Source organism: Sporolactobacillus mangiferae, from assembly GCF_023336505.1.
GTDB classification, from domain to species: domain Bacteria; phylum Bacillota; class Bacilli; order Bacillales; family Sporolactobacillaceae; genus Sporolactobacillus; species Sporolactobacillus mangiferae.
This window is the reverse complement of sequence record NZ_JAMAST010000005.1, coordinates 113,325-137,051: the sequence shown is the minus strand read 5'-3', so window position 1 is coordinate 137,051 and position 23,727 is coordinate 113,325. Positions and strand designations below refer to the sequence as shown.

The window sequence follows — 23,727 nt, the reverse complement described above, 5'->3', positions numbered from 1 at the left end:
AGTTTCCCGGAGGTTGATGCGCTCGTTCGCACATTCAGGTTCGCCGTTGTCGTTCCTTTATACTGGACAGCCGCAGTCGTACTTGCCGTTTTCACGGTTGCCGTGCCTCCTGAGGATGTGCCGACGAAATCTGCAGATACATACGCCGAGCCGTCTTTGTATTTAATTTGAAGCCAGCCATCCGTTGTTTTTCCAGTAACCGTAACAGCAGTCCCTTTCTTCAACGTTGTCAGTATCGTGCCTTGCTTTGAAGGCAAAAGTCGCACATGAAGATCGTCCGTTGTCTTGCCTTGATACGCGGTAACGGGCTGAACAACTAATTTAGGCGTCGATCCTGAACTTGCTGAAACTTTATCGACATAATAGCCGTCAACATAGGCTGTTTTCCCTTCGTATTTAACCTTTAGCCAGTTACCTTTTTCACTTTTTTTGTCTATGCCAATCACATCAAAAGTCTGATTCTTTTTAAACATACCTATACGTGGATGATCAGTACTGGGTGTGCTTCGAACATTCAGATTTTCTTTTGCTTTCCCTTGATATGCCACAAATGAATCGGCAGATGCCTGAGTCGGCGTTCCGGTCACAGCAGCGACCGCCGCTGCAGCGGCCACTGCGCCGATAAGCGTATAATTGCGATTTGGGCTCATGATAAGCCACCCCCGAGTATGATAAAAATGATATGCACTATTTTTACTATTATATCGGCAAGTCCTGACATATGTTTAGGAAAAAGCGTTGATTTTGCGGGATATTTTACATTTGTTTCACAAATCGATTTATTTTCTCAGGATTATGGGCTCAGTTATTTTTCAGTATTTTAAATAATGAAAGCGCATTCTGATCCTATTGATTCGCTTCTCATGTTTCTTGTTTTCTGATTCGTTTTCGTTCTCAATCGTTGACGTGCCCACTAAATGAGGCGACAGAAGCTGTTAAATGGAGAAAAACAAGTTCATTCATACCAATTAGACCAATGAATGATCGTTTCCTAAAAAACACCTCACTAAAAAAAGACAATATTTATTTTTTTAATACCCTAAATGACACGGGCCAAACGTATTTTGGTCCTGGTCTGTTAGAAAATTGACATAGACCGGTCCTGCTTTCACAGGACGTGATGAATTTCGCGTTACTGGCAGGGCATAGGCATTCTTAGCGAAAGTTCCTTTATTGTTATTGAAAACTCTTTTATATTTAGCGAAAGCCCCTTCTTCGACCATGATTTATTGATTAATATCTTTTATTTGCATCATCGCTGTGGTTGCTCGCTTGCCGCGGGTGCACCTCAAGCGGGTCATGGATGTTTCTTATCTTGCAAAAATGGGTGCCTCATCGTCAAAAATAACTTCTGACGGTGAAACACCCATTTTATATAAAGAATCATTGTAACGAATGAGTCTTAAGTAAAATTTTCTCGTGATTGTTATTCTTCTGCATCTGTGTAAGAAATCGCCTGATTGCCGAACTGATGCCATGCCTTTATAAAAAGTTGTTTATTTGCTTTGCTGCCCGGTCTGCCTGCCAGCGGATCATTAAAATAAACATGCTCTTTGTCAAAGCCGGTCACAAGTACCGAATGTTCCTTGAAGGTGATCCGCATCGTGCCTTCCCGCGTTCTCCAGTCAACCCAGGCACTGTCTGGAACCGGACGGAAATTAATGCTTGTAATTGTCCAGACCGGTTTTCCGGCAATCAGCTGCTTTTCAACGGCCGACCAGGGTTTTCCAGTCAGATCATTAACACGAGCGCCGAGATAGTTTGCCGCCAGTTCGGCCACAGGTCCGTGATAAACCGCAAGGCCCGGATTTGACCGGCGACCATGATACATATTACCAACGAACCCATCATTAGGGTTTCCCTTAAACTTCCCTGATTGAAACGGCACTTTCTTAATCTGACTTGCCAGTGTCATCTTGTCAACCTTTACGTGGGCAAACTGCAGCAGCATGGTCAGACTGGTGACCTCGCAACCATTAGGAAGCTCCGGTTTCTGGCTGACGTAGGGCGCATCCAGTCTTTTCTCCGAAACGGCAGGCTGTGCCCTTCCTTTTATCCTGTTTTTCTGAACCGTCAAAGGTGCACTGCTCTGATCAGCCGCCTCATTCCCGCTCTTTATCTTCTTCTGTTCTTCCACCACTGCACGCTGATCAGTACTGCTGTCTTTCATTTCAGTGATCAGAAACAGCGTACAGCCGGCAATGATAAAAACCATCAACGCCGCCATTATTGCTTTCCAAATGCGCATGAAAAGGCTCCTCTTAAACAAAACACATCTTTATTGTCTGATTAATTCACCGCCTGTGCTCTGTGAATCGAAGCAAATGATAGATCGTATTTATCGTCGGTACCGAGGTATTGAGCCTGGCCGCTGTTTGGATCACAAAACCAAGAATCGCGTCAATTTCCATAGGCCGCCCATTCTCAAGATCCTGAAGCATCGATGTTTTATGATTTTGAATCTTATCATCTGGCTCAAGAAGGTGGAGCACATAGGGTTCCCGTATTTCAATACCTGCATGTTCAGCCAGTGTCAAAAATTCCTTGCTGATCTGCATAAGCAGATGCTTAAGATCCGGATCATTCACGGCTTCACCAACACGCGTCCGTGTCAGTGCAGTCAGCGGATTGTACGTAATGTTCCAAAGTAATTTTTCCCATTTGATCTGCCTGATATGCTCGGAAATATGAACCTTTACTCCTGCCGCGTCAAATACTTTTTGAAGTCTGATAAGGCCTTCATCCGTTCCGGTCCCTTCCATCCATTCGCCAATTTCCAGACGTCCGTCACCAACATGGTTCACAACGCCGGGGGCTTCACGAATGATCGAAATAAAAGCGGAACCGCCGACCACGCGCTCTGGTCCGAAAACTTCAGCAAGACGCTCTTCATTGCCGATTCCGTTAAGCAGACAGACAACCTTTGTTGTTTGCCCCATAAGCAGCTTCAGTTCGGGAATGGCTGCCTCAAGTGCTGTCGATTTAATGGCCAGCAATACAAAATCATAGGAGTGGTCCTTTTCCAGGTGCTCTGCGTCACTGACGTTTATCGGCAGCGAAAGATCGCCGTGAATACTCTTAATCACCAATTCATGATCACGCAGCCGCTCCAGCGTCCGTCCTTTGGCAATAAACGTCACATCTGCCTGCTGCTTTGCCAGAACCCCTCCATAGTAGCACCCGATTGCTCCTGCACCCAACACTGCGATTTTCAAACCAACACGCCCCATTCCTGTCTCAGTATCTTCTCTTCTGCTGCAGTCTGCATTTTATCTGTTCGTGCCTTTTATTTTACAGTATTTTTTCTTACAACGGTTATTTTCCACACAATGAGCGAGAAATTGGCACGTTCGTTCTGGTATACTGATTGAGCGGTTACCGCAAGGATTTGGGATGACAAGCGGCGAATGTTAGTTAAATGAAACAGAAAACCTGAAGAAAAGGTGAGCCCGATTGAAAGAAATCATCATTTATTGCGATGGCGGATGTCGCGGGAACCAGAGTGAACACAACATCGGCGGATGGGGTGCCGTTTTAAAATATGGCGATCACGTCAAAGAACTGCGCGGTGGTATGCGCGATACGACGAATAATGTGATGGAACTGACCGCCGCCATCCGCGCACTGGAAGCATTGAAATCGCGTCAAATACCCGTCTCTTTTTATATTGACAGTGCCTATGTGGTTAACGGCATGAACAGTTGGATTCACGGCTGGATCAAAAAAGGTTGGAAAGCTGCCGGAGGAAAACCGGTAAAAAACAAAGCATTATGGATGCGTCTGAATGAACTCGCTCAGGCACAGGATAAAATTACCTTTAATAAGGTCAAGGGACACTACGGCATTGCATTTAACGAACGAGCGGACCAATTAGCCAATCTGGCCATGGACGAGATCGAGAAGGGCGGGTAACAGATCATGGAGACCGGTCTGCCTCATGAAAAAGGTAATGATTCCCTGGAACGCCGTAACGAATCTTAGAAAACCTGGCTTCGCCAAGCCTTTGACACGGGCGAAGCCGCCGCCACACTTCCGCCGAATTTTAAATTTTCTTATAGTACAAAAAGGCATCAGAATGTGCTCCGATGCCACTTCCAGCTAACAGGGAGGCCTGATTTTGTCTCCATTTAAAAGGTCATATTGCCTATCATCGGCAGCGTTCAAGATCCATTACTTTCATTCCTCTTTTATCAGCAATTGTCTGCTTTTCATCCGTATTGCTGCTTCTTTCGGCTGTTGATTTCCTTGAGTCGTCCTTTAATCGGCTTTCTCTGGATAACGGAACCGAGATACCCACATAAACGCCGAATGCAGGAGGTTGTCTCCGGGTTATGATTGCCACAGCCTGGGCATTTAAATCCCTCATCAGTTGATTCGAATTCGCCTTCATAACCGCATTCATAGCACTTATCAATCGGTGTGTTTGTACCAAAGTAGCCGATACGGTCATAAGTATAATCCCACACCGTCTCCAGCCCCTCGGGATTGTTCACCAGAGAAGGAAACTCGCAGTAGTGAATGAAGCCGCCCGCTGAATACTTTTCATAGTCTTTCTCAAAATCGATTTTTTCAAAAGGATTGATTTTCTTGCGTACATCGTAGTGAAAGCTGTTTGTATAATAGCCCTTATCGGTAATATTTTTAATACTGCCGAAATGCTGCTGATCCAGCCGGCAGAATCGATCAGTCAGACTTTCTGATGGTGTTGCGTAAACGCTGAACGCATAGCCTGTTTTTTTGCGCCATTCAAGGGACACTTCTTTAAACCGCTTCACAATATCGAGTGTGAACGCTCTGGCTTCTCCATTCTTTTCCCATTCCGGCCCATAAAAGACGGTTGCTGCTTCGTAGAGACCGATATATCCCATTGACACGGTCGCTCGTCCGTTTTTAAAGAGATCACGAACATACGCATCAGCCTTCAGCCGTTTGCCGGTCGCACCGTATTGGTAGAGAATCGGCGCATTTTTTGCCTGGACTTTATCAAGTGTATGAATACGAAAAAGAAGGGCGCGGCAGACAAGATCAAGACGTTCTTTAAGCAGGCTCCAGAATGCGGTTCTGTCACCGCTTGATTCGATCGCAATGCGTGGGATATTCAAAGTCACCACACCCATATTATTGCGACCGTCAGTAATGAATTGACCGTGTTCCTGATAAGAGGGGAGGAATGAACGGCAACCCATCGGAGCTTTAAAATCTCCGGTTACTTCAACAATCCGATCATAGTTCAGGATATCCGGATACATCCGTTTCGTTGCGCATTCAATCGCAAGTTTTTTGATATCATAGTTCGGATCGCCTTTATCTAGATTCACCCCGCGCCTGATCGTAAAGACCAGCTTCGGGAAGACGGCTGTCTTGTGATCACGTCCAAGCCCAAGTATGCGCACTTTCAGAATTGCTTTCTGTATTTCACGCGCAAACCATGAACAGCCAAGACCGAAGTTCAAGGTGAAAAACGGCGTCTGCCCATTGCTTGAGAACAACGTATTGATCTCGTATTCAAGTGACTGCATCGAATCATATATTTCTTTCCCGGTCATTGCGTAAGCATACTTTTTCTGCTCCGCCGGATCTGAAATCCACTGTTTCGCAGTCCGCACATATTTTTCAAAACTGATTCGGGCATAGGGTTCCAATACCTCATCCGCTCGGTTAAAGGAAGTGCCTCCATATATATTTGACGACACATTGGCGACAATCTGAGCAACCAGAGCGGTCGCTGTTTTGATCGACCTTGGCTGTTCCACATCCGCATTGCCGATAGAAAAACCATTTTTCAGCATGCCTTTAAAATCGATCAGCATGCAATTATACATCGAGAAGAACGGAGAATAGTCCAGATCGTGAAAATGGATCAGCCCCTCCTTATGCGCATCAGCGAATTCCTCCGGCAAAATGTGACGCAGAGCAAAGTCTCTTGCTGTCACACCAGCCAGCAAATCACGCTGTGTGTTGAATACTTTTTCATCTTTGTTTGCGTTTTCGTTCGCGACATATTCATCCATGTTGATTAAGTCACGAATTTTGTCGTCCAATGTTTTTTCTTCGTCTATTGGTTCTTTAATCATTTGCCGTCCCTCCACAACTACCCTAAGTCCATTATAAAACAATATATTGTGGTTACAACCGTATAATCAGCACAATATATAGTTTATTAGGGGATGAAGATGTTTTTCAAAGCTATAATGCGAAAAAACGGGCAAATTTGATATTTATGATAATTGTTTGAACACTGATCAGCGTTGAGAAAGTTGAACCGAACTGTGAGGCGATTTCGTTGCGTGTTCGGAATTTCGTTACAGGCTTGAGAATCTTTATTACAATTCCGCAAATTGTTATGCCTTTCCACGACTTTACTACTACTTCTGATGAGTTTTGATACGATTTTTCGTGATTGTTTTGCTGGTTACTGCAGGCAACCTTCCTGATCCTGGCAGAAAGCCCGGCACTCATACTATAATCCGCTGAATTTTAAATTTTCTTATGGGTATTAGAAAAACCGGGCAAAAAGCGCCCGGTCCTTACTTTCACAGGATGCCGTTTGACTGCGATTTACCGACCATGCAGCATGATTTACCGGTCAGCGCGCGCTTTCACAGTTTTCGACCAGAGTCGTTGATCTATTTATTTTGTTGGCATCAGGGCTTCAGTTGCTCGCTTGCCGCGGGCGATCCGGAAGCCTCCGCGGGCGCCAGCGCACCTTTGCTTTGATTCTCGATAAGACACTGGTTTATTGGTTTTCATATGGGTCAAAATGATATACTTTCTTATAGTACAAAAAATGACGATTTCGCAATCGTCATTCTGTATCTCTTCTTTAAATTTGAAAAATATGTCTGAGAAACTGATAAAGTCCGTTTTCCTCATAAGAAGCAGCGGTAACCCACTTTGCTTCGGCCTTTACATGTTCTGGCGCATTCTTCATTGCGGCGGAATATCCGGCAATGCGAAACATTGGCAGATCATTCTCGCCGTCACCGACTGCAAGAGCTTCGTCCGGCGACAATTTATAATGAGCAAGCAATCTGCGGATACCACTTGCTTTTGATATGCTTTTTCCGACTAATTCGACATTGTTGTGCGAGGAGGAAAAGAAATCAAAAGAAAACTCGTTCTGCAATTCACCGAGCGCGTCCTTCCATGCATTCATGGTTGCCACATTTTCGCTAAAAAAATACATTTTGACGATCTGCCTGATTTCTTCTTCAGAAAGTGTATTCTTCCAAAGCATGTCTTTCAGAACTGCCTGTCTTCGCATCCGCCACTCATTAATCGAAACCGAAGCCGGTTTTTCTTTGTGAATCTGATCCATGACGTAATCTCTGTCCCGAGTCAGTATGGCTCTTTTTCCGCCGATTGGATGAAGCTGATAATACATTTTCTGCTTTTCTGACCAGTCGATCAGTCGCCTGACAAGTGCTTCTGGAAGTACACTCTGAAAAATTTTCCTTTCCCCAGCAAAAATAGTCATTCCATTGGAAGCGACCATGCCTTCTGCCGGAAAATCGTCCGGCAGTACATCCCATGCATCGACTTCCGCCCGCCCCGTAACGACAAATATATGTTTTCCGGCCGCTCGCAATTTCTTCAGGTACTGATTCAGTTCCGGTGCAACCTGATTATCCGGTGTCAGTGTCGTACCATCCAAATCCAGCAAAATTGTCTGTATATTCAAATCCGATTCGCCTCCACACTAATCTTCTTTTCATTCTATCTTTTCTAGGCGTGCAACGCACCTGATTTTATGCTAATGTTTGATCATATTCGGATACGGGTAACAAGAAGTTAGTATGATGGGTTCGTGTCTTTACGGAATCAGCACTTCAGTTGCTCGCTTGCCGCGCCGCAAACCTCCAGAGACAGGAAAATGCGCGGGGGAGGCATGGGCCGTTACCGTTCATGGCTTCTCATTGATCATGCCCATAGCCTTGTATTTAAACGTTCGCAAAAGTAATGCACATCCGATACGGATTTTTCTTATAAACAGATCCCAGGCTGTCTAAACTGATAATACAAATAATACAGAGGAGGGATCGAAATGCTCAGCCTGATCTGGTCGCTTATTGTTTTTCTCTTTCTCATCTGGCTTGTGCTTTTTCTGCTCAAGATCGGCGGTGCTTTAGTCTCACTGCTGCTCATTGCCGCTCTTGTCCTGTTCATTGTTCAGTTTTTCTTTAAAAAATCAAAGTAACACAATCAGTGAAAATAGTGCATCTCGATTAACCGCATAAAACAATAACAGAAAAACTCGATGTAAGCCCTAAGAAAAGCGAAAGAACGAGGCCTTAATACAGATCGAAATTCCGCAGGATGCACCGACTTCGCTGTAGCACGCCATACTGCCAAAATGATAAAAGTTCTCTCTGCCATGATTGTTCATTGCGGAGAGGATTTTTATTAGTAGTTCGGTTTTTTTACAAAAAAAGTCAGTATCAGTGCTCCAAGGCACAGAACCGACGCCGTCAGAAATGCGATGTCAACACCATGAATCAATCCGGCAATACCATATTTCTGGGGGTTCTGCACACTCGACGCCATCACGGTGAACAGCAGAGCTGTTCCGATCGATCCGGCAACCTGACGCATCGTATTATTCATGGCGGTACCATGCGGGATCAGATGATGCGGAAGCTGATTCAGTCCTGCAGTTGTCGTCGGCATCAGCACCATTGACAGGCCCATCATCCGCACCGCATTAACAGTTGCCAGATAAGTAAACGAAGTCGAAGCACTGAGCCGGCTCATCAGCAGCGTCATCGCCAGAAGAATGCTGATGCCGGTAATCGACAGGCCACGTGCGCCGATCTTGTCGAAGATTCGTCCGGTAATCGGCGACATCACACCCATGACCACCGCTCCTGGCAGCAGCATTAAACCGGACTTAAGCGGTGAGTAGCCAAGCATTGTCTGCATGTAGATCGGCAGCATGGTTGCCCCGGCAATAAAAACAGCAAACGAAAGCATACCGATTGCCGTCGTCAATGTGAAAATAGGGTACTGGAACACCTTGAATTCCAGAATAGGCTGATCAAGTCTGAGCTGACGAATGATAAATAAGGCCAGTGCCGCCGCACCAACAGCCAACGTCAGCAGGACTTCCGGATTTCCCCATCCGAGACTGCCTGCAACGCTCGATCCATACAGCAGTCCGCCAAATCCGATTGTCGATAAAATAATTGAGAATACATCCAGCTTCGGATAAGTGCGCTTGGTCACGTTTTTCAAAATGAAAAAAGCAAGAATGAAATCCAGCACAGCAATCGGCAGAACGACATCAAAAAGTATCCGCCATGAATAATGGTTAATCAGCCAACCGGATAATGTCGGACCGATTGCCGGAGCGAATCCGATCACAAGACCGAAAATGCCCATGACCTGACCACGTTTTTCCACCGGAAAGATAATAAACATGACCGCCTGCATGAGCGGCATCATGATGCCGGCACCCACTGCCTGAATAACGCGGCCGATGATCAAGAAAACGAACTGATCCGTGATCATGCACACTAGTGTGCCAAGAGCGAATGATCCCATAGCGAACAAAAACAGACTTCGCGTCGTAAACCTTCCCTCCAGGAAAGCTGTAATTGGTATCATAATCCCGTTGACAAGCAGAAATACGGTTTGCAGCCACTGCACCATAACAGAAGTCAGATGCAGGTCATGCATAATGCTTGGCAGCGCCGTAACGAGCAGCGTCTGATTTAAAATCGTCACAAAGCCACCAGAGATCAATACGATCATAATGGGGATCACTTTTAAATTATCATGTACCTGGATTCGCTGCTGCACCCCTACACTCATTCCACCACTTCTTTCTTAATAAAAGTTCATATGGGCAATGCCGATTATGTTGCAGACGATCATCAGCATTGGGCAACATTTCTATCTTATCATGAACTTTTTTTTCATGTAAGAAAAAAGTTTAGGATGATGGTGGATTACTCAATGCGCAGCAAACCGCTGTTGACCGTTGCATCAATTGGATATTTGCCTGAACCGCGCACTCCATTGAGCACACCGTTTCCGGACACTTTTTCTTTAAGAGGCAGCGTGCAGCGAATCAAGCCACTGTTTGATTTTCCCTTTAAATGAAAATCAGCGTGATCAGGCAGATTCACATGGGCAAATCCCGAATTCACGGACACGCTGGACGAGCCTTTCAGTTTCGCAAGATCTATTTCTGCCTTTCCCGATTGTACCTGCGCAGTGAATGCACCAGAAAAATGGTCCATATTAAGGCTGCCCGAATGTACTTTTAACTGTGCACGATCTGAAGACACTTTATTTAACTGAACGGATCCGGACGAGACATTAACCTGCAAAGTTCTGTAATTGATTGCGGATGAATCATGATTAAAAGTCAGCATTCCGGAACCGACAGTCAATTGAAGTTTATCTGCATAAGAACGAGGAAGGGTAATGATCAGCTTCGAATGATTCCACCATTGCCATGAAAATGGCGATGGATGTGTCTGCACATTTATAGATTCACCGGTGCGGCGTACACTGACGCTCCCCCTGCCTCTCAGTTCCGCTTTCACTCGATTCCCGCTGTCAAGCACAACCTCCGTTTTTATACTGCCAACGTTGATTTCAACATTTTCCACCTGTTCCGTCACGGTTTCGGAAGTCCTCTGCTGACCGAACCACAGACTCGGCGAACGGAACGGATTAAAAAAAATAACATATGCGGCGACAACAATCGCCAGTACGATTAAAAAACGTTTCATAAAATCATCCCCCTATTTTTATTCATCAGGCGCAAACGATTGTACGCCCAAAAACAGTCATTCATTTGCCTCTCCAATGCATAGCCACGTTTTGGCTTTGCCAGGCCTTTGACACGGGCGAAGCCGCCGTCGCACTTATACTATTTCCCTTAAAATTTATTTACTTCCTTTATTCACTTCCTTATAGTACAAAAAAAACCGGCGGTTAAGTAACCGGCCGGCGCTCTATCCTTATCTAAGCCTTGAGTTTTAGTTCGTATATTTACTATGCTTCCGTCTCATCCTGCCAGCCTTTGCAGACATCTACCCACGACTTTCCATGCCCCAGCTCGTACAGATCATCAATGGTCAGTTCAATTGCCGAGTTGGTACTGCCACATGCCGGAAATACAGTATCGAAGCGTTTCAGTGAAGCGTCCATAAAAACCGGCCAGTCCTGATTCAAAGCAAACGGGCAGACACCGCCGATTTCATGGCCGACAAGCTCCAGCGTCTCTTCAGGTGAGAGCATGTGGGCTTTAAAACCGAATTCATGACGGAATTTCTTGTTATCAATCCGCGCATCCCCCGCCATAACAACCAGCATCGCGCCTTCTTTATTTTCGCCCCGAAAAGCAAGCGTTTTGGCGATCCGTTCGGGAGCCACATGCAAATGCTCCGCCGCCAGCGCAACCGTTGCGCTTGACAGCTCCAGTTCAATCACATCATTTTCACGGCCAGCAGACCGAAAATAAGCTTTCACCTTTTCTACAGACATACAGACGCCTCCGTTCATTGTGTTACCGTACAGTTTAGCAAAAATAAGGCAGCTGTCAATGAACAGCGCCATGAAATTCATTTTGCAAAATCTTGTTATCTATTATACATTTAATTTATTGCCGCATTCGTTTTGTCTCGATCTTCGAATGCCTGGAAAATTCACAGAGAAGGGATAGCGCATGGCAGAAATTCTGACTGGTAAAGACATTTGCAGCCGGTACAACGATCTGGTAAACGACGCGTTCGGTACCGATGAACACCGTTTTATGCTGACTACGATTGATAAGGAGCAGCTCTACAATGTGCCCTGCTCATTCAGCAGCAACGGGAAAAATCTGCTGACCTATAAAGAATGGGCCAATCATCCGGAAAACTACGACGACTATCATACCGACAATATTAAGCAAATGATTGATTATATACACGAAGGCGGAAAGCTGCCGCCTATGATTGTGACCAAAGATCTAAGTCTCTATGACGGTCAGCACAGACTGACCGCATACAGCATGTTGCCGGAAATTAAAGAAGTTGAGATTTACAAAGAAATATGACAGGTAAAGGGGGACTCAAAAGTCTGTTGACGATGAGCCGCCCTTTTTTCCAGCTCATTTTTGCACCGCCGCTGTAAAAATGTCAGACCCATATGGAAGGATTAACTGCATCACGTGTTACCGTTATCGTTATCCAGTTTAAAATTTTTAAATGTCATGGCTATCAAAACACGGGCAGCATACATAGTACCCTCAACCTGTTTCCACTTGCTTCCGTACCCAGTCGGCGAATTCATACTGCCAGTGCGGGCCATCAAGAGACGGACGGTCTCCATATGCAGGCCCCTGCTGTTTCACTAGATGCAACCACAATTCTTGACGCGTTTGATCTGCAAAACGATACTCCCACTTCTGCACGATACAAATAATTGGCAGAAAGAGAAGCGCCAGGTCGAAAAAAGTGACCGACATTCCCAAAGCATCCGGAATAGCTGCAATCCCGACCACTCCCAATAACAGCATCGAACCACCGATAAGCAACTTTGTGATCAAAATCTTTTTTCCTTTTTTTAAAATACTCTCTTTTTCAGGGACATGAAGCAGTTTTTCGGCTTCTTTGATCATCAACAGCAATTTATGTTTACTGCTTTCGTTCACCCGCATCTCAGTTCCCGTATGCGCAGACCATTGAATGAGCGCATGCACTTCTTCTTTGTTACCTAAAGCGCGAGTTGCTTTCATTGAAAGCAGCACCAGCAAAGATAAGAAACAGGCACAACTCAATAACCACATGATTATGTAGCCAGGAATCGGAAAATCACCAAGCTGATCGCGTTCTGCAAGCAGTTGGTCGATCATCGTCGTCTCCATAAACGACCAATAAAAAACAGGAATAATCAGCAGCAGCAACACGAGCGCCACCGCTTGCTTCACTTTTATAAGCCGCTGCGTTTTCGCCAAATAGTTATTCCATGCCAGGCTCTGATCTGCTGCCCATTTAGAAAACCTGAATGTCATTACAATTTGGATTGTGATCAGAATCAGGATACTGATCGTAAGCCACGGATGCCCCAAAGCGAATGAAAGGGAGAAGGATGACAGCCAAAACACACCGCCAATGCTATTTTCTATGTATAATCGCACGCGTTGTTTATTGTGATTGCGACGCCATGCTAATTTCTTGTTGAATTGTCTGTCTTTATTACTTAGCAAAATGTCTCCAAAGACGCACCAAAAGTAGAATAGGCAAAGAAAAATAAGTACCAGGGTCATGTGTATCCCTCCTGTCCTTTCCAGTATATCAAATTAAATAAAAAGAGATGGCTCCGGACATTCAGGAGCCATCTCTTTTATCGCCAGCACGCCGGATGCCAGGGAAATTGAGAACACCACCATGGTCTTGGTGGACGCGGAGGCTGCTGCGGCCGCGGATACGGAACCCCGCGCGGTGGATTGGGGCCAAGGTACGTGAGTCCGGACATATCAGTAAAATGCTCCTGGTGTCTTACCCAGCGGCGCTGCTGCGGCAAATACACATTCATGTTAACCATACCGGTACTCTGATTGATCCCAAGCAGCTGAATCAGCATCATCTGATTGTAACTGGCAAGCCGGGTTTGGTAAAAATGACCGCGCCGGCCGCGGTTTAGTTCCTGCTGAATCGCATTTGGCGGAACAAGAAATGGCTGCGGCTGCTCGCGTTCATCATAAACATATTCATCCGCATACGGAACATAATCTTCATAAGATTGATCATATGGATCATCATATCCGTTCTGATCGTAATACATATTCTGAACACCTGCCTATCTTGTTTGTAATACTATATGCCGGGCTTTTTCATCGGAATGGGCACAGGCCTACTTAAGGCATTCATTTTACTTTGGCACGAGCTGTGACTGTGCCACATACATCCTGGTGTCCCCTCACATTAACGGTTTGACATTGAGTCACCTTAAAATTTCGCCCTGGGTTTACCGCTCATTCATTTATCACTGCATATCCTGGACATGTAGTCTGCCCATTTCTTTTTCTCTTGACAGAATTTTTCCAGCTCGATATACTCAAGTCAGCTATTTTGCATTGCCAGGTAGTATAATTTTTCACTTGGTATCTTGTTTTGCAATATACTGAAATAAGGATGGGATTATCCGATGTCTGTTCGCAGTCAACTTCTGAAAGGGGTACTGGACGGCTGTGTGCTGTCAATCATCGAACGTGAATCTGTGTATGGCTATGAATTGTCACAGAAACTTCAACAGGCGGGATTAAATGACATCAGCGAAGGAACCGTCTACCCGGTCCTGCTGCGGCTGCAGAAAAACGGCTATATCCGTGGCGAGATGCGTCCCTCGGAAGCGGGACCGAACCGTAAATATTATCTGCTGACTGACGACGGGCGCACGGCGCTGAATGAATTGGCTCTGGAATGGTCACATATCGCCGGTCCGGTAACAAAATTAATGCAAAGGAGAGGCAAAAATGATCAGCTCCAAACAACTCATCCTGGAAAACAATGAAAAACGCAAGCTGCTGAACAAAGAAAATAAAAAATATTATGATGACATGCTCGTTTATATCCGGCTTAAATCAAAAGCATCTGAACGGGAAAGTGAAGAAATCTTAATGGAGTTGCTTGATCACCTGATTGACGGACAGCAATCTGGAAAAACTGCTGCCGACATTTTTGGTGACGACCCAAGAGGTTATGCGGATGAATTAATCTGTGAGCTGCCAAAGGAAAATCTGATCAGCAGGCTGCCTTTTTTTGGGTTTTTGGCTGCCAACTTTATTGCGTGGTTTCTGATCACGCGGGGAGTCATCCTGCTGATTCTTGGTTATTTTATGGCAGTAAATGATATGGTGCATCCGGCAGCTGCTTTAATTGTGATCATTTACTGGCTCATTTACGCGCTTTTGATGGTCTGGTTTATTTTCCGCATACTTGAGCAGTCACTTTTCAAGAAAAAGAAAACATTTCTGAAACAAATGATAGCAGCAGGCATCATTGTTGCGGCAGGTATCGGGCTTGGATTTACACTGATGCATTTTCTCCCCGCTCTCGGTCCTTCCTTTTCGTTCGGCTGGCTGCCGTCACTGGTCAGCGGCGCATTTTTATGGCTGGCCGGCCTATGGGCAAATAAAAAATTTAAATGCTCCTGACGGATGCATCAATTGACTGCTAAAGCTAAACCTAATCCATGAAACATGCAAGGATGCTTGTTCGTACATGAAGGAGGGAGGATGCCGATGAATACTTATGAAATGCATGCATATGACGAAATAGCTGCCTGGAAGCGAAAAATGCTGAAACCCTCAGGTTTGCTGAATCGGATGTCCAAAAATGTTCAGACAAAAAACAACGGATATATTCCGGACAAAGTGCAGCAGGCTATTGCCTCGGCAATTAAGGGAATGGTTCAGGCAACACTGACCGGGTCGCATCTGATCACGAAAAAAAATCAAAGTACCGGACTCACCCTGGAAGAAAAAGATCGGCTTGTATCGGAAAAACTAGCGGCCTATCGAAAAACAGCAGTTGTAGAAGGCGCGGGTACAGGCGCCGGTGGCCTTTTACTTGGTCTCGCCGATTTTCCGCTCCTGCTGTCGATTAAAATGAAGTTTCTGTTTGACGCAGCATCTATCTATGGTTTTGACACTAAGCAATATGAAGAACGAATCTTTATTCTTCAAGTTTTCAAACTTGCCTTTTCGAGTGACGGTGTACGCCGGGAAACGTTTTCGATCATTGAGAACTGGCAGGACCGCAAGCAGGCATTTCTGGATATGGACTGGCGGGAATTTCAGCAGGAATACCGCGACTACCTTGATTTTGCGAAAATGCTGCAGCTGATGCCCGGAATTGGTGCAGCCGTCGGGGCAGTGGTCAACTATAACCTGCTTGACCGTCTTGGTGAGACAGCCAAAAACTGCTACCGTCTCCGACTTCTGAATAAAAGCTGAATCTATTAGAAAACCTGGCTTCGCCAAGCCTTTGACACGGGTGAAGTCGCCGCCTTCGCTTATACTATAATCCGCTGATTTTAAACTTTCTTATACTTATTAGTATTAGAAAATAAACGGAAAGGACTTCTGATCGTCCTTCCCGTTTATTGTTATCACAGTACTTTGCTTAAAAATGCCTTTGTCCGCTCTTCCTGCGGATATTCGAATAACTGGCGCGGTTCGTTTTCTTCAACAATGTAACCGCCGTCCATGAAAATCACACGGTCGCCAACTTCCCGCGCAAAGCCCATTTCATGGGTAACGACAACCATCGTCATCCCGTCCCTGGCAAGCTGCTTCATGACGTCAAGAACTTCACCGACCATTTCAGGGTCAAGAGCCGATGTCGGTTCATCGAACAACATCATTTTCGGCTCCATCGCAAGAGCGCGGGCAATGGCAATACGCTGTTTCTGACCTCCGGACAGTGAATCAGGGTAGGCATCCGCTTTTTCTTCCAGACCGACTTTGCCAAGCAGTTCCATTGCTTTCACCCTGGCCTCTTCCCTGCTGATTTTCTTCACCTTGGTCGGTGCAAGCAGGATATTGTCGAGCACGGTCATATGCGGAAACAGATTGAACTGCTGGAAGACCATACCGACATCCTGGCGAATTTTGTTAATATTTGCTTTTTTGTCCGCAATATCTGTTCCCTCAATATACACATGGCCGGATGTGATATCCTCCAGCTGGTTAATGCACCGTAGCAACGTCGATTTGCCCGACCCGGACGGACCGATGACCACAACCACTTCCTGCTTCTGTACTTCAAGATTGATATCTTTCAGCACCTCATTGGCACCAAATGATTTCTTTAAATTTTCTACTTTAATCATCATTTCGTTGCCATTCTCCTTTCAAGACGATTGACAATGGCACTCATGCCCAGGGTCAGAATTAAATAAATGAAGGAAATGGTCAGGTACGGCGTCCAGACGATGGCATACTGTGCCCCCATTGCCTGTGCCCAATACGTCAATTCCGGAGCAGCAATTGCGGCGAGCAGTGAACTGTCCTTTATCAGACTGATAAATTCATTGCCCATCGGCGGCAGCACGCGGCGCACCGCCTGAGGCAGGATAACATAGCGCATGGCCTGAACCCGATCCATTCCAAGCGATCGCGCCGCCTCGGTCTGTCCCTCATCAATAGATTGAATGCCAGCGCGAAACACTTCAGCAATATACGCTGCTTCATTCAGAGACAGCGCAATAATTCCCGATATGATCCCATTGGACTGGTGAAAAACGGCCGGAACAACACCGAAATGAATGATCAGAATCTGAACAAACAGCGGCGTGCCCCGAAAGAAAGTAATGTAGCAGACAAACGGTGCAGAAAGCACTTTATTACGAAGCATTTTTCCGAAACAGACCAGCAGTCCCAGGATTGTCCCAAAGACGATGCCTGCAAGTGAAAAACCGATCGTAAACAATGTACCGCTGGCGAAAAAAGGCAAATATTCTCTAATAAGATCTAATGGGTTTACGCCCAATAAAATCCTCCCCTAACTTAAAAAGTTGCTTAACTGAATCGTTAAGCAACCTTAATCATGAAATTCCTGGCACAGCCATTAATTTTGCGACTGCAGTTTTTCAAGATCCGGTTCTTTATCAAACCATTTTTTATAAATTTTGGTATAAGTACCATCGTCAATGATTTTCTTGATTGCTTTATCGAAAACCGGCTTTAATTTGCTGTTCTTCGGGTACATGATACCATAAAATTCGCCCTCGAAGGTGCTTTCATCGCCGACTGTCTTCAGATTCTTACCCGGATTGTTCTTTACGTAATAATCCATAACACCGTTGTCGGCAACAACCGCATCAGCACCATGATTCAGCAATTCCATAATGGCCAGATTGACCGTCTTGAATTTTTTGATCTTCGGATTGTTTTTTCCAAGAACCTTTTCAACGGCAAACTGTCCGGTTGTTCCCTGCTGAACCGCAACCGTCTTTCCTTTCAGGTCCTGAGCGGTTTTTATTTTACTGTCTTTCGGAACCATGATTTCATTAATTGAACGGAAGTAAGGATCGGAGAAATCATAAGTCTTTTCTCGATCACTCGTGATCGAGATCGCTGAAATACTCATATCGGCTGTCTTCGATTTTAGTTCGGCAAAGACAGGATCCCATCCAACATTCACTAACTTATACTTATAGCCGGACGCTTTTGAGAGTGCTGCCATAATATCTACATCGAAGCCTTCCATTTTTCCTTTGTTCAATGTTTCAAAAGGAGGATAGGATGCATCATTAACGACACGCAGTACTTTCTTTGAAGCTGTTTTCTTCTCAGACGATGATGAGCCACTGCCGGCGGAACAAGCAGTAAAAATTAAAACAAATACCAATAATAAAGAAACTGCGGATAATTTCTTCAACACTGAAAATGCCCCCTGTATTTTTCTGAATGCCTCAATAAATTATTTTCATTATACTCTGATCTTAAAAGTGAAGGCAAGATAATTGTTGAATTTTAAAAAAATTGCAGAGATTTTGTAATTGGTTGTGTAATAAAACATAACATGAAATGCGATCAATTGCCTGATTCCGCCAAATCTTTGCGTGCGTGTTCAGCGCCTGATGTTTGATGCATTAGAAAACCTGGCTTTGCCAAGCTTTTGACACGGGCGAGGCCGCCGTCGCACTTATACTATCAGCCGCTTAATTTTAAATTTTCTTATACAAAAAAACCCGGAGAACACTCCGGATTTTTTCTTTTATATAAAATCAGCCGATGACTTTAACTCGGTCTTCGATCGGTGCGAAAGCCTTCTCGCCAGCCGGTGCTGCAATGTTACCAAAAGGCATTTGTGCACGCAGCTTCCAATTCTTCGGCACATTAAATTCTGCCGCTACAGCTTCGTCAATCAACGGATTATAGTGCTGCAACGAGGCACCGATACCGATGTCGGACAGTGCCGTCCATACAGCGAACTGAGTAATTCCTGTACTATGTTCGGACCAGACAGGGAAATTATCTGCGTAGAGCGCAAATTTTTCCTGGAGCCCTTTTACGACATCCTGATCTTCATAGAACAGTACCGTACCAACGCCGGCATTAAACGAGGCAAGCTTTTGAGCAGTCGGTGCGAAGTCCTGACCTTCCGGAATGACTTTGCGTAATTCTGTCTCAGTAATCCCACCTTCGCCCCATATTTTTTCACTTTCCGCCCCAAATAGAACTAATACATGTGCAGTTTGTGAGTTAAAAGCGGATGGCGAGAATTTTACGGCTTGCTGGATTGCTTCTACAATTTCATCTTTACTTACCTTAATATTTTTATCTAAGGCATAGATGGATCTGCGATTTTCAATTGCTTCCAAAAAAGTCGACATAGGTAAATGCACTCCCCAACTAATTAATATTATATTACTTACATAAGTATAGTTGTTGATTTTAAAAAAGTAAAGTGTTTTTACTCACTTTTTTCGGAACCCAGATCTGCGTACCACTTATCTGCCCAATCGTGTACGGCTTCGAGTATCGGTTTAGACTCTATGCCCATATCAGTCAGGCGGTAAGTGACCTGAACAGGGTATCCGGTGTCAACGATTCGCTCAATGATCCCCATCTCCTCCAGTTCTCGCAAACGTGCAGACAGCATCCGATCACTTAGCTCCGGAATTGCCGCAGAGATCATACTAAAATGAGTTTCCCCAGCTAAGAGGACTTCTATAATCAAACCGTTCCATTTTTTCCCCAGAATCTGAAATGCCTTTTCAAATTTGGGACAGACAGATGGTACCTTTTGCATCGTGATCCCCCCTGTTTCTATTGTACTACACATACATAAAATTACCTACTAACTTTTATTAATTAAGTGTGTTTTTATTATTACCGGATTGAGCTGGATCGATTCGCGCAAAAAACGACTTATTCTCAAACGGACTGATTTTGCAAATAATTTACTTTCGAATTTTTTGAGATGCACAGTGACATAATGGCAGCAAACAGACATGCAACTCCCGCCGATAAAAAAGGAACGGTATAACTTCCAAGCACATCGCGCAACACGCCGGCACCAAATGCCGCGACAGAGGCCCCTAATTGATGTGCAACTGCCACCCATCCAAAAACCATGCCGGCTTTTGCATTACCAAATTCCTTTGCAGCGAGTTTCACTGTCGGCGGTACCGTAGCGATCCAGTCCAGCCCATAGAAAACAGAGAAAACCACCAGCATCGGATGTGATGCATCAAGTGCATAGGGTAAAAACAGCAATGAGAGGCCGCGTAAACCATAGTACCAAAAGAGTAGCTTTCGGCTGTCCATTCGATCAGACAACCATCCGGAGCAAGTCGTGCCAAGCAAATCGAATACCCCCATCATTGCCAGCATGCCTGCGGTGGCCACCTCGGAAATGCCGTGGTCATGACCAGCCGGGATAAAATGGGTCCCAATTAAACCATTGGTTGAGAATCCGCAGAAGAAAAAAGTGCCCATGAGCAACCAGAATGTGCGGTTCGCCAAAGCAGATCGTAACGCAATCAGCGGCAGGAGCAATGCGTTTCCTTTGACCTGCTCCGGTCTGATCACTTTTGTTGATCCATATGGCGCCATGCCCACATCATAGGGATGGTCGCGCATCCAAATGACTACAATAACCATCAATACCGCGATGACCGCAACAATTGTGATCATCGCATAGCGCCAGCCAGCATCAACCGTTATTTTTGCGATCAGCGGCAGGAAAAGCAGCTGACCGGTCGCTGCACTGGCCGTCAGTAATCCCACGACCAAGCCGCGTCGTTTCACAAACCAGTTGCCACTCACCGTCACTCCAAGCACATTCGCCATCATGCCTGTGGCTAGTCCAGAAACGAGTCCCCATAACAATTCGAATTGCCATAAGGCACGCATCATTGGCGTAACTGCTAAGCTCGCACCAAGCACCGCGAGCGAAAGTACAACCATTTTGCGTATCCCGAAGCGCTGCAAGAAGATGGCCGAGAACGGGCCCACCAATCCATATAAAAGTATACCAAGCGAAATCACACTGGAAATACTGCCGCGCCCCCAGCCGAACTCGTTCTGAAACGGGACAATCAGCACACCAGGCATCGACCGCACCCCGGCTGAAACAAGAAGTGTCAGGAACGTGATCAGAACAACAACCCAGCCATAATGTATTTTGGCTATCTTCATATGTCACCTCAATAATTTTTCTATAATATTTTATCAGTTTAGTTGCACAACTCAGTTCACTCATTTCCCCTCGAGCTGATCACTTGAATTCACCAGTTCCCGCGACAAGAGATCGGATGCAGTCTTGCCAAGTATCCGTTCATACATTTGGTGCAACCGCTTTGACGCCATGTGAATTTCGTTCTCCAAAGCTCTGCCTGCGTCGGTCGGATACACAAGAACCGTTTTTCCATGCGTTGTCCGATGCACGAGTCCTCTTTGTTCGAGCTTTTCAATAAAACGCGTTAATGTGGAGGGCGCAATATCCAATTGTTCAGCCAGTTTTTTCTGCGCACTCCCCGGATCTTCAATGATGAGTAAAAGTAAGTAACCATACATCGGGCTAAATCCGGTCGGCGCAAATGCTTCATCCGCCATTTTAGTAATAATTCGGCTTAACCGGTTGGTCGTAAAATAGAGACAATTATAGCGAAAATCGCTCATGATTGCAGCCACTCCTTTTATAATTGTTATGGTGATAAAAAACATTTGTATGTACAACTAAACATATATAAATAAAATACAGCTGTCAATAATCTTCTTCCTTCTGGAGCGTCAAATGAATCATAACGCGAATCTCGTGCATAAATCCGGATTAAAATCGGCATCAGGGATGGATAGATACATCACGCATTGACTGAAAAGAAACCGGGTACCTGCGGCAGATCTGTTGTTGCGCGCAAGTGATTCCCCCTGTTTTTTAATGCACCCATTATATCAGATCTATGCTGCGGTTAACGTCTCGCTTTGTTCTTAATATGAATGTTTTTTCCGAAAATAAATCCAGATGATGGTAAAGTTGCTTACGATCCTGATTCTGAAATCGATCGTTCCATTCAAACATTTTCTGCAGAATATGCAGACTCGGCCGGTAGTTGGATTTTTCTAAACGCAGTTTCTGGCGAATGAACCGTTTGATGATCCGATACCGTCGGATGCTTTTCGGAAGATCAAGAAAAAAGATCTGATCGGCGCTCTCCATTGCAGGCAGCACCCAATCGCCATGCTGCGCACCCTCAATAATTCACGCGTCCCTTTTCAATATGTCTTGCAGGATGGCATCACGTTCCCACGGCGTTCGGTGTCTGTCTCCCCCAGGATGCCGCTCCCAGACTACGTTATCAAGTTCGTAGGCGTTCGTACCCGATGTGTCAGCAATTCTCCGGGCCAGAGTTGTTTTCCCGCTTCCAACTGATCCAGTGATATAGATTTTCATTGCTTCACCACTCGTTTTCTTTCCTCTAGTTTAGCGAATTCGCACTGGATCAGCCATGTAATTTTCGTACAATCGGAAAAATAGAATCGACAGATCGTTGTAGGTGCAACGGTGCCTTCGCCCACGGCCTGTTGAATCCAAATTTTCTTATCATCGCGTCATTGATGCATGATATTTTTTGATACACTTAAAGTATTCTGTAGTGAACGGAGCTTGATTATGGAAAAGACGGCCGTACTGCTTGTCAATCTCGGGACACCGGATGCACCGGATACGCAATCCGTGCGCCGCTACTTGGCTGAATTTCTCAGCGATCCACGCGTCATTGATCTTCCATGCTGGAAGTGGCTTCCCATTCTCCACGGTATCATCCTTCGCGTGCGTCCAAGACGATCGGCAAAACTGTACCGATCCATATGGACAGACAGCGGTTCGCCGCTTCTCGTCTATGGTGTTCGGCAGCAGCAGGCACTCCAGGCACGTTTTGCCGGAACAGGGATAAAAGTTGTGCTTTCAATGTGCTATGGCAAGCCGAATCTGGCCTGTGAATTAGACAGGCTGCATCAATGGGGCATCAGGCGGCTGCTTGTGCTGCCGCTTTATCCGCAGTATTCTTCAACGACTGTCGGGTCCGTCTGGGACGGTACGCAGCAGGCACTGGCGCATTGGCGAGACATGCCCGAATTGATTTTTATACGCGATTATCCGGAGCATCCACAGTATATTGCTGCTCTGATCCAGCGCATCCGTGACTATCTTTCTGAAAATGGCATTCCGGATCGGCTGATTCTCTCCTACCATGGCATCCCCGTTCGCTATGCGGAATCAGGAGATGATTATCCTCAGCGCTGCCGGCTCACCACTCATGCAATCGAGCAGCATTTCCCGGATCTTACCATTCTCGAAACGTTCCAATCAAAATTTGGCAGAGAAAAATGGCTTGCCCCTGCAACAATCGACACAGTACGTGCCCTGGCTCAGAACGGTGTGCCGCACATTGCCGTGCTTGCCCCCGGATTCAGCGCGGATTGTCTGGAGACGCTGCAGGAACTGAAACAGGAAAATGCGCGCGCCTTTTACGAAGCGGGCGGGCAAAGGTTCGGTTATATTCCTGCCGTTAATGATGACGCAAGGTTTATCAGCTGTCTGGAGGACCTGGCACGCCGCAGGCTCGGATTGACGAGCAAACCAGTAAAATGATTGCCGCTGATTACATCAGATAATAGTCTTTAATAATGGTGGCCGCTCAGAAGCAGCATTTATTCAAAAGCATCTCCTGTGCCCGTACTGCACATTACGTATATTGGTTTATAGTTTTAATATG

26 protein-coding genes are annotated in these 23,727 nt (G+C 45.5%); 7 read left to right on the top strand and 19 right to left on the bottom strand.

What is annotated here, in order from left to right:
• The 3 genes from M3N64_RS07155 to M3N64_RS07145 all read right to left on the bottom strand — a co-directional run.
• Window positions 1–650: SH3 domain-containing protein (locus M3N64_RS07155; RefSeq protein ID WP_249100276.1), on the bottom strand; the 650-nt coding region annotated here is incomplete at its 3' end.
• A 776-nt stretch (window positions 651–1,426) separates the two neighbouring features.
• Complete coding sequence (locus M3N64_RS07150; RefSeq protein ID WP_249100273.1) at window positions 1,427–2,248, bottom strand: C39 family peptidase; 822 nt, start codon at window positions 2,246–2,248, stop codon at window positions 1,427–1,429.
• 46 nt (window positions 2,249–2,294) lie between these two features.
• Window positions 2,295–3,215: a ketopantoate reductase family protein gene (locus M3N64_RS07145; protein WP_249100271.1), complete on the bottom strand. Its 921-nt coding sequence runs from the start codon at window positions 3,213–3,215 to the stop codon at window positions 2,295–2,297.
• A gap of 238 nt (window positions 3,216–3,453) precedes the next feature.
• Here M3N64_RS07145 and rnhA point away from each other — a divergent pair, with 238 nt between their 5' ends.
• Complete coding sequence (gene rnhA, locus M3N64_RS07140) at window positions 3,454–3,912, top strand: ribonuclease HI (protein ID WP_249100268.1); 459 nt, start codon at window positions 3,454–3,456, stop codon at window positions 3,910–3,912.
• Window positions 3,913–4,208: 296 nt separating this feature from the next.
• Here rnhA and nrdD read toward each other — a convergent pair whose 3' ends face one another.
• Both nrdD and M3N64_RS07130 read right to left on the bottom strand, forming a co-directional pair.
• A complete protein-coding gene (nrdD, locus tag M3N64_RS07135; RefSeq protein WP_249100265.1) occupies window positions 4,209–6,074 on the bottom strand; it encodes an anaerobic ribonucleoside-triphosphate reductase in 1,866 nt (621 codons plus the stop codon).
• Window positions 6,075–6,823: 749 nt separating this feature from the next.
• A complete protein-coding gene (locus M3N64_RS07130; RefSeq protein WP_249100262.1) occupies window positions 6,824–7,681 on the bottom strand; it encodes a Cof-type HAD-IIB family hydrolase in 858 nt (285 codons plus the stop codon).
• Between the two features lie 363 nt (window positions 7,682–8,044).
• On the opposite strand from M3N64_RS07130, the gene M3N64_RS07125 reads away from it, so the two are divergent.
• On the top strand, window positions 8,045–8,197 hold the full coding sequence (locus M3N64_RS07125; protein WP_249100259.1) for a DUF5670 family protein: 153 nt from the start codon (window positions 8,045–8,047) through the stop codon (window positions 8,195–8,197).
• 206 nt (window positions 8,198–8,403) lie between these two features.
• On the opposite strand, the gene M3N64_RS07120 is transcribed toward M3N64_RS07125, so the two are convergent.
• The 3 genes from M3N64_RS07120 to M3N64_RS07110 all read right to left on the bottom strand — a co-directional run bounded on the left by M3N64_RS07120 (window position 8,404) and on the right by M3N64_RS07110 (window position 11,496).
• Window positions 8,404–9,810 (bottom strand): DHA2 family efflux MFS transporter permease subunit, encoded by a 1,407-nt coding sequence (locus tag M3N64_RS07120; protein WP_249100256.1) that lies wholly within the window; start codon window positions 9,808–9,810, stop codon window positions 8,404–8,406.
• Between the two features lie 137 nt (window positions 9,811–9,947).
• Window positions 9,948–10,739 carry a DUF4097 family beta strand repeat-containing protein gene (locus tag M3N64_RS07115; protein WP_249100253.1) on the bottom strand — a complete coding sequence of 264 codons (792 nt, stop codon included), beginning with the start codon at window positions 10,737–10,739 and terminating at the stop codon, window positions 9,948–9,950.
• Between the two features lie 265 nt (window positions 10,740–11,004).
• Complete coding sequence (locus M3N64_RS07110) at window positions 11,005–11,496, bottom strand: YbaK/EbsC family protein (RefSeq protein WP_249100250.1); 492 nt, start codon at window positions 11,494–11,496, stop codon at window positions 11,005–11,007.
• Between the two features lie 181 nt (window positions 11,497–11,677).
• Here M3N64_RS07110 and M3N64_RS07105 point away from each other — a divergent pair, with 181 nt between their 5' ends.
• Window positions 11,678–12,049 carry a ParB N-terminal domain-containing protein gene (locus M3N64_RS07105; protein WP_249100247.1) on the top strand — a complete coding sequence of 124 codons (372 nt, stop codon included), beginning with the start codon at window positions 11,678–11,680 and terminating at the stop codon, window positions 12,047–12,049.
• A gap of 192 nt (window positions 12,050–12,241) precedes the next feature.
• Here M3N64_RS07105 and M3N64_RS07100 read toward each other — a convergent pair whose 3' ends face one another.
• Window positions 12,242–13,261, bottom strand: coding sequence for a hypothetical protein (locus M3N64_RS07100; RefSeq protein ID WP_249100245.1), 1,020 nt, complete (start codon window positions 13,259–13,261; stop codon window positions 12,242–12,244).
• A gap of 77 nt (window positions 13,262–13,338) precedes the next feature.
• A complete protein-coding gene (locus tag M3N64_RS07095) occupies window positions 13,339–13,779 on the bottom strand; it encodes a hypothetical protein (RefSeq protein WP_249100243.1) in 441 nt (146 codons plus the stop codon).
• Window positions 13,780–14,142: 363 nt separating this feature from the next.
• On the opposite strand from M3N64_RS07095, the gene M3N64_RS07090 reads away from it, so the two are divergent.
• The 3 genes from M3N64_RS07090 to M3N64_RS07080 all read left to right on the top strand — a co-directional run bounded on the left by M3N64_RS07090 (window position 14,143) and on the right by M3N64_RS07080 (window position 15,952).
• Window positions 14,143–14,508, top strand: coding sequence for a PadR family transcriptional regulator (locus M3N64_RS07090; protein WP_249100240.1), 366 nt, complete (start codon window positions 14,143–14,145; stop codon window positions 14,506–14,508).
• Window positions 14,471–15,151, top strand: a complete 681-nt coding sequence (locus tag M3N64_RS07085) for a DUF1129 family protein (RefSeq protein WP_249100237.1) — start codon at window positions 14,471–14,473, stop codon at window positions 15,149–15,151. The genes M3N64_RS07090 and M3N64_RS07085 overlap by 38 nt, the downstream gene beginning before the upstream one ends.
• An 87-nt stretch (window positions 15,152–15,238) precedes the next feature.
• Window positions 15,239–15,952, top strand: coding sequence for an EcsC family protein (locus tag M3N64_RS07080; protein WP_249100235.1), 714 nt, complete (start codon window positions 15,239–15,241; stop codon window positions 15,950–15,952).
• A gap of 155 nt (window positions 15,953–16,107) precedes the next feature.
• On the opposite strand, the gene M3N64_RS07075 is transcribed toward M3N64_RS07080, so the two are convergent.
• The 9 genes from M3N64_RS07075 to M3N64_RS07035 form a co-directional block, all read right to left on the bottom strand.
• Window positions 16,108–16,830: an amino acid ABC transporter ATP-binding protein gene (locus tag M3N64_RS07075; RefSeq protein ID WP_249100298.1), complete on the bottom strand. Its 723-nt coding sequence runs from the start codon at window positions 16,828–16,830 to the stop codon at window positions 16,108–16,110.
• A complete protein-coding gene (locus M3N64_RS07070) occupies window positions 16,830–17,489 on the bottom strand; it encodes an amino acid ABC transporter permease (RefSeq protein WP_249100233.1) in 660 nt (219 codons plus the stop codon). The genes M3N64_RS07075 and M3N64_RS07070 overlap by 1 nt, the downstream gene beginning before the upstream one ends.
• Before the next feature lie 78 nt (window positions 17,490–17,567).
• Window positions 17,568–18,383, bottom strand: coding sequence for a basic amino acid ABC transporter substrate-binding protein (locus M3N64_RS07065; RefSeq protein ID WP_249100230.1), 816 nt, complete (start codon window positions 18,381–18,383; stop codon window positions 17,568–17,570).
• Window positions 18,384–18,729: 346 nt separating this feature from the next.
• A complete protein-coding gene (locus M3N64_RS07060; RefSeq protein WP_249100228.1) occupies window positions 18,730–19,338 on the bottom strand; it encodes a nitroreductase family protein in 609 nt (202 codons plus the stop codon).
• 80 nt (window positions 19,339–19,418) lie between these two features.
• On the bottom strand, window positions 19,419–19,757 hold the full coding sequence (locus M3N64_RS07055; protein WP_249100225.1) for a winged helix-turn-helix transcriptional regulator: 339 nt from the start codon (window positions 19,755–19,757) through the stop codon (window positions 19,419–19,421).
• Window positions 19,758–19,882: 125 nt separating this feature from the next.
• Window positions 19,883–21,148: an MFS transporter gene (locus tag M3N64_RS07050; RefSeq protein WP_249100222.1), complete on the bottom strand. Its 1,266-nt coding sequence runs from the start codon at window positions 21,146–21,148 to the stop codon at window positions 19,883–19,885.
• Between the two features lie 60 nt (window positions 21,149–21,208).
• Window positions 21,209–21,631 (bottom strand): MarR family winged helix-turn-helix transcriptional regulator, encoded by a 423-nt coding sequence (locus tag M3N64_RS07045; RefSeq protein ID WP_249100218.1) that lies wholly within the window; start codon window positions 21,629–21,631, stop codon window positions 21,209–21,211.
• Window positions 21,632–21,899: 268 nt separating this feature from the next.
• Window positions 21,900–22,169, bottom strand: a complete 270-nt coding sequence (locus M3N64_RS07040) for a P-loop NTPase family protein (protein ID WP_249100214.1) — start codon at window positions 22,167–22,169, stop codon at window positions 21,900–21,902.
• A gap of 42 nt (window positions 22,170–22,211) precedes the next feature.
• The gene (locus M3N64_RS07035) at window positions 22,212–22,403 is read right to left on the bottom strand and encodes a nucleoside/nucleotide kinase family protein (protein WP_249100211.1); all 192 of its coding nucleotides are present in this window, start codon (window positions 22,401–22,403) and stop codon (window positions 22,212–22,214) included.
• A 219-nt stretch (window positions 22,404–22,622) separates the two neighbouring features.
• Here M3N64_RS07035 and hemH point away from each other — a divergent pair, with 219 nt between their 5' ends.
• A complete protein-coding gene (gene hemH / locus M3N64_RS07030; RefSeq protein ID WP_249100207.1) occupies window positions 22,623–23,603 on the top strand; it encodes a ferrochelatase in 981 nt (326 codons plus the stop codon).
• Window positions 23,604–23,727 lie beyond the last annotated feature (124 nt).